Below are 11251 nucleotides of genomic sequence, written 5' to 3' on the forward strand. Positions count from 1 at the left end.
ATGTGAGAGTAGGTCATCGTCAAGATTAAATTCCGAAACCCCAACTGCACATGCAGTTGGGGTTTTGTTTTTGCGCGCGAAAAATGGGTTTGATTTTTTGCTGTCTCGATCGACTTGCTCGTCAGGTGGGGTTTCTATGCAATGGCGCTGGGCATGGCTATCATGCCTGCCTCATGGTGAGGCGGAAACTGCATGTCGACGTTGTTAGAGCTTCTGAAAGATGGGCGATTTCACTCGGGTCAGGCGCTCGGTCAGGCGCTGGGTGTTAGCCGTAGTGCTATATGGAAGCAGTTACAGCTTCTTGAGGCGGAGTTGGGGCTTGTCATTCATAAGGTGCGAGGCCGCGGTTACCAGCTGGCCACTCCAATCACATTGCTGAGCAGTGCTGAGATAGGCCGTTCCTCTATTTCCAGTGGCTCCTGGGATATCCGAATTCTCGACTCTACCGACTCCACGAATGCACAGGCGCTGCGATCCATTGAAGAAGGGAGTGTGGCTCCTTTTCTTGTGCTAGCTGAGCGCCAGACGGTGGGGCGAGGCCGTCGTGGTCGTAAGTGGGTAAGCCCTTTTGCCGAAAATATCTATTACAGCCTCGTCTTGCGGATGGACGGAGGTCTCCGGCAATTGGAAGGGCTTAGCCTGGTCGTTGGGCTGGCGGTCATGCATACCCTTCGTGAGTATGGAATTCCTGGTGCGGGTTTGAAGTGGCCAAATGATGTTTTGGTTGGTCAGAAGAAGGTTGCGGGGATACTTTTGGAGTTGGTGGGTGATCCTGCGGATGTGTGTCATGTGGTCCTGGGCATTGGGATCAATGTGAATATGCAAAGCGCTGAAGAGATCGATCAGGAGTGGACTTCGGTTAGGTTGGAGTCTGGCAAGGTTATTGATCGCAATCAGCTTGTTGCTCGATTGAATGAGGTTCTTGTGTCTTATCTGGAGCGTCATCGGCTGAATGGCTTCTCCGCGATCCAGGGCGAGTGGGAGCAAGGTCACCTCTGGCAGGGGCGTGCTGTGTCTCTGATCGCGGGCGTAAATAAGATCGATGGTGTTGTGTTGGGTATTGATCGCCAAGGAGCTTTGCGGTTGAGCGTTGAGGGGGAGGAGAAAACGTATAGCGGCGGGGAGCTCAGTCTAAGGTTGCGTGATGGCTCATGAGTTCGGCCATCAATGTGCGCTTGCGCGATCTACGGCTAGGAGGTAGGGGCTGATTCCTTGTGTGGGGTGGGGCTTTGAGTGTTGCATCGGTTCCGCAAGATCAGCTTGTACGTGATCCATCTTTTCGAGTTGTTTAAGCCTTGTCCTCTGTCTTGAGGTTTTTATGCGCTGGTTGTTTCTGTTGTTATTGGTCCTCAATGGCTTTTATTACATCTGGCATCAGCAGGAAGCACCGCTTCGTGCGAAAGAGGTCATGCCTCTCTCACTCTATCGAGGTACTCAGCAGGATATCCGTTTGTTGAGTGAGTCTTCTGATTCGGTCGAGCGGCGGGATAAGGGTAAGTCAGGGGAGATTGATGCAAGCTGTCTTTATCTGGGGGGCTTTGCTCGTCGAGATACGGCTCAGATGTTGGAGCAGCGGCTGGTAGGGCTGGGGGCTGATGTCAGGCTGCAGTCCTTGAGTGTTCCTGGTTCTTCTGGTTTTTGGCTTCGTGTGACTCCCGAGAGCAAGCATTTGCTGGATGATCTGCAACTGCAGAACCTTGCTAAAGAATTCAATGAGTTAAAACATAAAATAATGCCTTGCGAGGGGGTTGCAACTGTCGAATAGGTTGCATAGAATGGCGCCCGCTCCGCAGCGAAGACTTCACGAAGTCGGCGTCGCGAAGCGAGGTCAACGCAGCTAACCTCAAGATTTTATTGAGAAAATGCTTGACAGAAGGGTGGCATGATATAGAATGTCGCCTCGCTTAGGAGGGGTTCCCGAGCGGCCAAAGGGATCAGACTGTAAATCTGACGTCTACGACTTCGAAGGTTCGAATCCTTCCCCCTCCACCAGATTTAGCGAGAGCTGCAGGCTCCGCGGGTATAGTTTAGTGGTAGAACCTCAGCCTTCCAAGCTGATGATGCGGGTTCGATTCCCGCTACCCGCTCCAAGTTTGCAGGTTTTGCAAAGTGTTACGCTCTTGTAGCTCAGTTGGTAGAGCACACCCTTGGTAAGGGTGAGGTCAGCGGTTCAAATCCGCTCAAGAGCTCCATATAACAAGGCAGATATGAAAATATCTGCCTTTGTTTTAATGGCTTGGGTGACTTGCTCAATTCTTCTCCTAGGGGTGATTTCGATGGCTAAGGAAAAGTTCGAACGTAATAAGCCGCACGTTAACGTGGGTACTATCGGTCACGTTGACCACGGTAAAACCACTCTGACTGCTGCTCTGACTCGCGTTTGCTCCGAAGTTTTCGGTTCGGCTCGTGTTGACTTCGACAAGATCGACAGCGCCCCAGAAGAAAAAGCTCGTGGTATCACCATCAACACTGCGCACGTAGAGTACGACTCGAACATTCGTCACTACGCGCACGTTGACTGCCCAGGTCACGCCGACTACGTCAAAAACATGATCACTGGTGCTGCCCAGATGGACGGCGCGATCCTGGTTTGCTCGGCCGCCGATGGTCCGATGCCACAAACTCGTGAGCACATCCTGCTGTCCCGTCAGGTAGGCGTTCCGTACATCGTTGTCTTCCTGAACAAGGCTGACATGGTTGACGACGCTGAGCTGCTGGAACTGGTTGAGATGGAAGTGCGCGATCTGCTGAGCACTTACGACTTCCCAGGTGACGACACTCCGATCATCATCGGTTCGGCTCTGATGGCTCTGAACGGCCAAGACGACAACGAAATGGGTACCACCGCTGTTAAGCGTCTGGTAGAAACTCTGGATACCTACATCCCAGAGCCAGAGCGTGCAATCGACAAGCCGTTCCTGATGCCAATCGAAGACGTATTCTCGATCTCCGGCCGTGGCACCGTGGTAACTGGCCGTGTTGAGCGTGGCATCGTTCGCATCCAGGAAGAAGTTGAGATCGTTGGTCTGCGCGACACTCAGAAAACTACCTGCACCGGCGTTGAAATGTTCCGCAAGCTGCTCGACGAAGGTCGTGCTGGCGAGAACTGCGGCGTTCTGCTGCGTGGTACCAAGCGTGACGACGTTGAGCGTGGCCAGGTTCTGGTTAAGCCAGGCACCGTTAAGCCGCACACCAAGTTCACCGCTGAAGTTTACGTTCTGAGCAAGGAAGAAGGCGGCCGTCATACTCCGTTCTTCAAAGGCTACCGTCCACAGTTCTACTTCCGTACTACTGACGTGACTGGTAACTGCGAGCTGCCAGAAGGCGTTGAAATGGTAATGCCAGGTGACAACATCCAGATGACTGTCACTCTGATCAAAACCATCGCGATGGAAGATGGTCTGCGTTTCGCTATCCGTGAAGGCGGTCGTACCGTCGGCGCTGGCGTCGTAGCCAAAGTCATCGAATAAGTTCTTGATATATCTCCATCGGGCCGACATAATGGTCGGCCTGATTTTGTTTTTAGGTCAGTAGCTCAATTGGCAGAGCGACGGTCTCCAAAACCGTAGGTTGGGGGTTCGATTCCCTCCTGACCTGCCAGATTCACTCAATGTGTCTGGCTTTCTTTTCACAGGATCTTCATAGATGACTCCTAAGGCTGAAGCTCAAGGCTCTCGCTTCGATCTGCTCAAGTGGCTGGTTGTTGTTGCCTTGGTGATTGTTGGTGTTGTTGGCAATCAGTACTACTCTGCTTCGCCGATCCTGTACCGTGTCTTGGCGCTACTTGTCATTGCTGCAGTTGCTGCCTTCGTTGGCTTGCAGACTGCCAAGGGTAAGTCGTTCTTTGTCCTGGTTAAGGAAGCGCGCACTGAGATTCGTAAAGTCGTATGGCCAACTCGCCAAGAGACCACGCAGACCACGTTGATTGTTGTGGCTGTGGTTCTGGTCATGGCGTTGCTGTTGTGGGGGCTAGATTCCCTGCTCGGCTGGCTTGTTTCCTTGATTGTTGGCTAAGGGTGTCCCGTGGCTAAGCGTTGGTACGTTGTGCATGCTTACTCGGGTTACGAGAAGCATGTAATGCGTTCGTTGATCGAGCGTGTGAAGCTGGCTGGCATGGAAGATGGCTTCGGCGAGATTCTGGTCCCCACTGAAGAAGTGGTTGAGATGCGCAATGGCCAGAAGCGCAAAAGCGAGCGTAAATTCTTTCCAGGCTATGTGCTGGTACAGATGGATATGAACGAGGGTACTTGGCACTTGGTCAAGGACACTCCTCGTGTCATGGGCTTTATTGGTGGTACTGCCGATAAGCCGGCTCCTATCACTGACAAAGAAGCGGAAGCGATTCTGCGTCGCGTTGCTGATGGTAGCGACAAGCCCAAGCCTAAGACCCTGTTTGAGCCGGGTGAGGTGGTCCGTGTTACTGACGGCCCATTCGCTGACTTTAACGGTACGGTCGAAGAAGTTAACTACGAAAAGAGCCGCATTCAGGTGGCAGTGCTCATTTTCGGTCGCTCTACTCCGGTAGAGCTAGAGTTCAGTCAGGTCGAGAAGGCATAACTGAACGAGAATCCCATACCCCGCAGCCTTAGGCTGTGGGGTTTTGTCGTCACTGGGATAAACGCGCAAGTAACCGGGGAGCCTATCTAGGCGTCTGAACCCGTAATTGGAGTGCCTCATGGCTAAGAAGATTACTGCTTACATCAAGCTGCAAGTTAAGGCCGCTCAGGCCAACCCAAGTCCACCCGTTGGTCCAGCTCTGGGTCAGCACGGCGTGAACATCATGGAGTTCTGCAAAGCTTTCAACGCCCGTACTCAGGGTCTTGAGCCAGGCCTGCCGACTCCTGTGATCATCACTGTTTACAGTGACCGCAGCTTCACTTTCGAAACTAAGAGCACCCCTGCTTCGGTTCTGCTGAAGAAAGCTGCTGGCCTGACCAGCGGTTCCGCTCGTCCAAACACCGTTAAGGTTGGCACTGTTACCCGTGCTCAGCTGGAAGAAATCGCGAAAACCAAAAACGCGGATCTGACTGCAGCTGATATGGATGCAGCCGTGCGTACTATCGCCGGTTCTGCTCGTAGCATGGGCCTTAACGTGGAGGGTGTGTAATGGCTAAGCTGACCAAGCGCCAAAAGGCTATCGCCGGCAAGATTGAAGCAGGCAAGGCCTACAACTTCGTAGAAGCCGCCGCTCTCCTGACCGAGCTGTCGACCGTTAAGTTCAGCGAGTCCGTAGACGTTGCTGTGAACCTGGGCGTAGACCCACGTAAATCTGACCAGGTTGTTCGTAGCGCTACTGTGCTGCCACACGGCACTGGCAAGACTGTACGTGTAGCTGTGTTCACCCAGGGCCCAGCAGCTGAAGCTGCTCTGGCTGCCGGTGCAGACCGCGTAGGTATGGACGATCTGGCTGCCGAAATGAAAGGCGGCGACCTGAACTATGACGTGGTTATTGCTTCCCCGGATGCAATGCGCGTTGTGGGTCAGCTGGGTCAGGTTCTGGGTCCTCGCGGCCTGATGCCTAACCCGAAAGTCGGTACCGTTACTCCAGACGTAGCTTCGGCAGTTAAGAACGCCAAGGCTGGTCAGGTTCGCTATCGCACCGACAAAAACGGCATCATCCACACTTCCGTTGGCAAGGTCGGCTTCGACGCCGTCAAGCTGAAGGAAAACGTTGAAGCCCTGATCGCTGACCTGAAGCGTATCAAGCCAGCTTCTTCGAAAGGCATCTACGTCAAGCGCGTTACCCTGAGCACCACTATGGGCCCAGGTCTGGTCATCGACCAGGGTTCGCTGGACGTATAAGACACAAGCGCGTGCAAGCAATTGCGCGTGCTGAAAAATTGGGGTCCCTGCCTGGCGGGGGCTATCCAAGACCGTAGGCGACGCAAGTCTTAAACCTCAAGCCTACGCAGATGGTGCTCCCGGTTCCTTACCGAATCAGACACCAAAACGACATCCAGCTCCGGTTGGATGAAACGGTAACAAGCAGGAGTTAAACCCGTGGCAATTAAACTCGAAGACAAGAAGGCCATCGTCGCTGAAGTCAACGAGGCTGCCAAAGCCGCTCTGTCCGCTGTCGTGGCTGATGCCCGTGGTGTGACAGTAGGCGCTATGACCGGACTCCGTAAAGAGGCCCGCGAAGCTGGTGTTTATGTACGTGTCGTACGTAACACCCTGCTCAAGCGCGCTGTTGAAGGCACTCAATATGACGTGCTCAACGACGCGTTCGTCGGCCCTACCCTGATTGCATTCTCCAAGGAACATCCGGGCGCTGCCGCTCGTATTTTCAAAGAGTTCGCAAAGGGTCAGGAAAAGTTCGAGATCAAGGCAGCTGCGTTCGAGGGCAAGTACCTCGCAGCAAACGAGATCGACGTGTTGGCTTCGCTGCCAACTCGCGACGAAGCTATTGCGAAGCTGATGAGCGTGATTCAAGGCGCTACCAGCAAGCTGGCTCGTACTCTGGCGGCTATTCGCGACCAGAAAGAAGCTGCTGCTGCCTAAGGCACTGCAAGCCCTTTCAAAATCATATGTTTAATTTGATGGCTGCGTAGGCTGTCACCCCAATACAGGAATTTATAGTCATGTCTCTGACTAACGAGCAAATCATCGAAGCAATCGGCCAGAAAACCGTTCTGGAAGTTGTTGAGCTGATCAAAGCAATGGAAGAAACCTTCGGCGTTACCGCTGCTGTTGCCGCTGCTGGCCCAGCTGCTGCTGCCGCTGTTGTTGAAGAGCAAACTGAATTCAACGTCATGCTGACCGAAGCTGGCGAGAAGAAAGTTAACGTGATCAAGGCGGTACGTGAACTGACCGGTCTGGGCCTGAAAGAAGCCAAGGCTGTAGTTGACGGCGCTCCTGCCATGGTTCTGGAAGCTGTTGCTAAAGAAGCAGCTGACAAAGCCAAAGCAGCTCTGGAAGAAGCAGGCGCTAAAGTCGAGCTCAAGTAAGCATCGACTTTGTGTCTCCAGCCCAAGCGTTAAGCGAACGGCTGATGGCTGGTGGCTCTTGCCACCGGCCTTTTTCCGTTATTGGCGACCGACTGGGTCGGTGCCAGTAACGTGCTGTAGCCCACCCTGTGCGGTGGCGCAAACCAAAGGGTTTGCACGATTTTCTGGCTGCTCCCGTCGGGAGGAGCCGAATAAGCAGGTGACCAAGCTGGGGAACGCTGATGGCTTACTCATATACTGAGAAAAAACGTATCCGCAAGGACTTTAGCAAGTTGCCGGACGTCATGGATGTGCCGTACCTCCTGGCCATCCAGCTGGATTCGTATCGTGAATTCTTGCAAGCGGGAGCGACTAAAGATCAGTTCCGCGACGTGGGCCTGCATGCGGCCTTCAAATCCGTTTTCCCGATCATCAGCTACTCCGGCAATGCTGCGTTGGAGTATGTCGGTTATCGCCTGGGCGAACCGGCGTTTGATGTTAAAGAATGCGTGTTGCGTGGTGTAACTTACGCCGTACCTTTGCGGGTAAAAGTCCGTCTGATCATTTTCGACAAAGAATCGTCGAACAAAGCGATCAAGGACATCAAAGAGCAAGAAGTCTACATGGGTGAAATTCCCCTGATGACTGAGAACGGTACCTTCGTAATCAACGGTACCGAGCGTGTAATCGTTTCCCAGCTGCACCGTTCCCCTGGCGTATTCTTCGACCACGACCGTGGCAAGACGCACAGCTCCGGTAAGCTGCTGTATTCCGCGCGGATCATTCCTTACCGCGGTTCGTGGCTGGACTTCGAGTTCGACCCGAAAGACTGCGTGTTCGTCCGTATCGACCGTCGTCGCAAGCTGCCGGCATCGGTTCTGCTGCGCGCGCTGGGCTATACCACTGAAGAAGTGCTGGACGCTTTCTACACCACCAACGTATTCCACGTGAAAGGCGAGAGCCTGAGCCTGGAGCTGGTGCCTCAGCGCCTGCGTGGTGAGATTGCCGTTCTGGACATCCAGGATGACAAGGGCAAGGTTATTGTCGAGCAGGGTCGTCGTATCACCGCTCGTCACATCAACCAGCTGGAAAAAGCCGGTATCAAAGAGCTGGATGTACCTCTGGACTACGTCCTGGGTCGTACCACCGCCAAGGCTATCGTGCACCCGGCTACCGGTGAAATCCTGGCAGAGTGCAACACCGAGCTGAACACCGAGATCCTGGCGAAAATCGCCAAGGCTCAGGTCGTTCGCATCGAGACTCTGTACACCAACGACATCGACTGCGGTCCGTTCGTCTCTGACACTCTGAAGATCGACTCCACCAGCAACCAATTGGAAGCCCTGGTCGAGATCTATCGCATGATGCGTCCTGGCGAGCCACCGACCAAAGATGCTGCCGAGACTCTGTTCAACAACCTGTTCTTCAGCCCTGAGCGGTATGATCTGTCCGCCGTTGGCCGGATGAAGTTCAACCGTCGTATCGGTCGTACCGAGATCGAAGGTTCCGGCGTTCTGTGCAAAGAAGACATCGTTGCCGTACTGAAGACTCTGGTCGACATCCGTAACGGTAAAGGCATCGTCGACGACATCGACCACCTGGGTAACCGTCGTGTTCGCTGTGTTGGCGAAATGGCCGAGAACCAGTTCCGCGTTGGCCTGGTGCGTGTAGAGCGTGCGGTCAAAGAGCGTCTGTCGATGGCTGAAAGCGAAGGCCTGATGCCGCAAGACCTGATCAATGCCAAGCCAGTGGCTGCGGCAGTGAAAGAGTTCTTCGGTTCCAGCCAGCTGTCCCAGTTCATGGACCAGAACAACCCGCTGTCCGAGATCACCCACAAGCGTCGTGTTTCTGCACTTGGCCCAGGTGGTCTGACCCGTGAGCGTGCAGGCTTCGAAGTCCGTGACGTACACCCGACCCACTACGGTCGTGTATGCCCGATTGAAACGCCGGAAGGTCCGAACATCGGTCTGATCAACTCCCTGGCGGCCTATGCGCGCACCAACCAGTACGGCTTCCTCGAGAGCCCGTACCGTGTGGTGAAAGACGCTCTGGTAACCGACGAGATCGTGTTCCTGTCCGCTATCGAAGAGGCCGATCACGTGATCGCCCAGGCTTCGGCGACGATGAACGACAAAGGTCAGTTGGTCGATGAGCTGGTAGCTGTTCGTCACTTGAACGAATTCACCGTCAAGGCGCCGGAAGACGTCACCTTGATGGACGTTTCGCCGAAGCAGGTAGTTTCGGTTGCAGCGTCGCTGATTCCGTTCCTCGAGCACGACGACGCCAACCGTGCATTGATGGGTTCCAACATGCAGCGTCAGGCTGTACCGACCCTGCGTGCTGACAAGCCGCTGGTAGGTACCGGCATGGAGCGCAACGTTGCCCGTGACTCCGGCGTTTGCGTCGTGGCTCGTCGTGGCGGTGTGATCGACTCGGTCGATGCCAGCCGTATCGTGGTTCGTGTTGCTGATGACGAAGTTGAAACCGGTGAAGCCGGTGTCGACATCTACAACCTGACCAAGTACACCCGCTCCAACCAGAACACCTGCATCAACCAGCGTCCGCTGGTGAGCAAGGGTGATCGTGTTCAGCGCAGCGACATCATGGCCGATGGTCCGTCCACCGACATGGGTGAGCTGGCACTGGGTCAGAACATGCGTATCGCGTTCATGGCGTGGAACGGCTTCAACTTCGAAGACTCCATCTGCCTGTCCGAGCGTGTGGTTCAGGAAGACCGTTTCACCACGATCCACATCCAGGAACTGACCTGTGTGGCTCGTGACACCAAGCTTGGCCCAGAGGAAATCACTGCAGACATCCCGAACGTGGGTGAGGCTGCACTGAACAAGCTGGACGAAGCCGGTATCGTTTATGTAGGTGCTGAAGTTGGCGCAGGCGACATCCTGGTGGGCAAGGTCACTCCGAAAGGCGAGACCCAGCTGACTCCGGAAGAGAAACTGCTGCGTGCGATCTTCGGTGAAAAAGCCAGCGACGTTAAAGACACCTCCCTGCGTGTACCTACCGGTACCAAGGGTACTGTTATCGACGTACAGGTCTTCACTCGCGACGGCGTTGAGCGCGATGCTCGTGCACTGTCGATCGAGAAGAGCCAGCTGGACGAGATCCGCAAGGACCTGAACGAAGAGTTCCGTATCGTTGAAGGTGCTACTTTCGAACGTCTGCGTTCCGCTCTGGTCGGCCATAAAGCCGAAGGCGGCGCCGGCCTGAAGAAAGGCCAGGAAATCACCGATGAAGTTCTCGACGGTCTTGAGCACGGCCAGTGGTTCAAACTGCGCATGGCTGAAGATGCTCTGAACGAGCAGCTCGAGAAGGCCCAGGCCTACATCGTTGATCGTCGCCGTCTGCTGGACGACAAGTTCGAAGACAAGAAGCGCAAGCTGCAGCAGGGCGATGACCTGGCTCCAGGCGTGCTGAAAATCGTCAAGGTCTACCTGGCAATCCGTCGTCGCATCCAGCCGGGCGACAAGATGGCCGGTCGTCACGGTAACAAGGGTGTGGTCTCCGTGATCATGCCGGTTGAAGACATGCCGCACGATGCCAATGGCACCCCGGTCGACGTAGTCCTCAATCCGCTGGGCGTACCTTCGCGTATGAACGTTGGTCAGATCCTCGAAACTCACCTGGGCCTCGCGGCCAAGGGGCTGGGCGAGAAGATCAATCGCATGGTCGAAGAGCAGCGCAAGGTCGCAGAACTGCGTACCTTCCTGGACGAGATCTACAACCAGATTGGCGGTCGTAACGAAGACCTGGACAGCTTCTCCGATCAGGAGATCCTGGATCTGGCGAACAACCTGCGCGGCGGTGTTCCGATGGCCACTCCGGTGTTCGACGGTGCCAAGGAAAGCGAAATCAAGGCCATGCTGAAACTGGCAGACCTGCCAGAAAGCGGCCAGATGCAACTGACCGACGGCCGTACCGGCAACAAGTTCGAGCGTCCAGTTACCGTTGGCTACATGTACATGCTGAAACTGAACCACTTGGTAGACGACAAGATGCACGCTCGTTCTACCGGTTCGTACAGCCTGGTTACCCAGCAGCCGCTGGGTGGTAAGGCGCAGTTCGGTGGTCAGCGTTTCGGGGAGATGGAGGTCTGGGCACTGGAAGCATACGGTGCTGCATACACTCTGCAAGAAATGCTCACAGTGAAGTCGGACGATGTGAACGGTCGTACCAAGATGTACAAAAACATCGTGGACGGCGATCACCGTATGGAGCCGGGCATGCCCGAGTCCTTCAACGTGTTGATCAAAGAAATTCGTTCCCTCGGCATCGATATCGATCTGGAAACCGAATAACACGTGACG

General features: G+C 54.8%; 10 protein-coding genes and 4 tRNA genes. All 14 read left to right on the forward strand.

The window, feature by feature from the left end; all coding sequences use genetic code 11:
* Positions 1 to 192 precede the first annotated feature (192 nt).
* Entirely contained in the window at positions 193 to 1155 is a 963-nt protein-coding gene (birA, locus tag AC07R1_RS26910) for a bifunctional biotin--[acetyl-CoA-carboxylase] ligase/biotin operon repressor BirA (RefSeq protein ID WP_011063785.1), read from the forward strand.
* 163 nt (positions 1156 to 1318) lie between these two features.
* Complete coding sequence (locus AC07R1_RS26915; RefSeq protein ID WP_011063784.1) at positions 1319 to 1765, forward strand: hypothetical protein; 447 nt, start codon at positions 1319 to 1321, stop codon at positions 1763 to 1765.
* Positions 1766 to 1907: 142 nt separating this feature from the next.
* Positions 1908 to 1992 (forward strand) — tRNA-Tyr (locus AC07R1_RS26920).
* Positions 1993 to 2016: 24 nt separating this feature from the next.
* Positions 2017 to 2090 (forward strand) — tRNA-Gly (locus AC07R1_RS26925).
* A 26-nt stretch (positions 2091 to 2116) separates the two neighbouring features.
* Positions 2117 to 2192 (forward strand) — tRNA-Thr (locus AC07R1_RS26930).
* A gap of 84 nt (positions 2193 to 2276) precedes the next feature.
* Entirely contained in the window at positions 2277 to 3470 is a 1194-nt protein-coding gene (gene tuf, locus AC07R1_RS26935; RefSeq protein ID WP_011063776.1) for an elongation factor Tu, read from the forward strand.
* Positions 3471 to 3524: 54 nt separating this feature from the next.
* A tRNA-Trp gene (locus tag AC07R1_RS26940) sits at positions 3525 to 3600 on the forward strand.
* Positions 3601 to 3645: 45 nt separating this feature from the next.
* Complete coding sequence (gene secE, locus AC07R1_RS26945; RefSeq protein WP_011063783.1) at positions 3646 to 4014, forward strand: preprotein translocase subunit SecE; 369 nt, start codon at positions 3646 to 3648, stop codon at positions 4012 to 4014.
* A gap of 9 nt (positions 4015 to 4023) precedes the next feature.
* Complete coding sequence (nusG, locus tag AC07R1_RS26950; protein WP_002555501.1) at positions 4024 to 4557, forward strand: transcription termination/antitermination protein NusG; 534 nt, start codon at positions 4024 to 4026, stop codon at positions 4555 to 4557.
* Between the two features lie 118 nt (positions 4558 to 4675).
* Positions 4676 to 5107 carry a 50S ribosomal protein L11 gene (gene rplK, locus AC07R1_RS26955; RefSeq protein ID WP_003176435.1) on the forward strand — a complete coding sequence of 144 codons (432 nt, stop codon included), beginning with the start codon at positions 4676 to 4678 and terminating at the stop codon, positions 5105 to 5107.
* The gene (gene rplA, locus AC07R1_RS26960) at positions 5107 to 5802 is read left to right on the forward strand and encodes a 50S ribosomal protein L1 (RefSeq protein WP_011063782.1); all 696 of its coding nucleotides are present in this window, start codon (positions 5107 to 5109) and stop codon (positions 5800 to 5802) included. The genes rplK and rplA overlap by 1 nt, the downstream gene beginning before the upstream one ends.
* 198 nt (positions 5803 to 6000) lie before the next feature.
* On the forward strand, positions 6001 to 6501 hold the full coding sequence (gene rplJ, locus AC07R1_RS26965; RefSeq protein WP_011063781.1) for a 50S ribosomal protein L10: 501 nt from the start codon (positions 6001 to 6003) through the stop codon (positions 6499 to 6501).
* A gap of 80 nt (positions 6502 to 6581) precedes the next feature.
* A complete protein-coding gene (gene rplL, locus AC07R1_RS26970) occupies positions 6582 to 6947 on the forward strand; it encodes a 50S ribosomal protein L7/L12 (protein ID WP_011063780.1) in 366 nt (121 codons plus the stop codon).
* A 221-nt stretch (positions 6948 to 7168) separates the two neighbouring features.
* Positions 7169 to 11242 carry a DNA-directed RNA polymerase subunit beta gene (gene rpoB / locus AC07R1_RS26975; RefSeq protein ID WP_011063779.1) on the forward strand — a complete coding sequence of 1358 codons (4074 nt, stop codon included), beginning with the start codon at positions 7169 to 7171 and terminating at the stop codon, positions 11240 to 11242.
* Positions 11243 to 11251: the final 9 nt, after the last annotated feature.

The organism is Pseudomonas sp. GW821-FHT07F01, assembly GCF_059418825.1.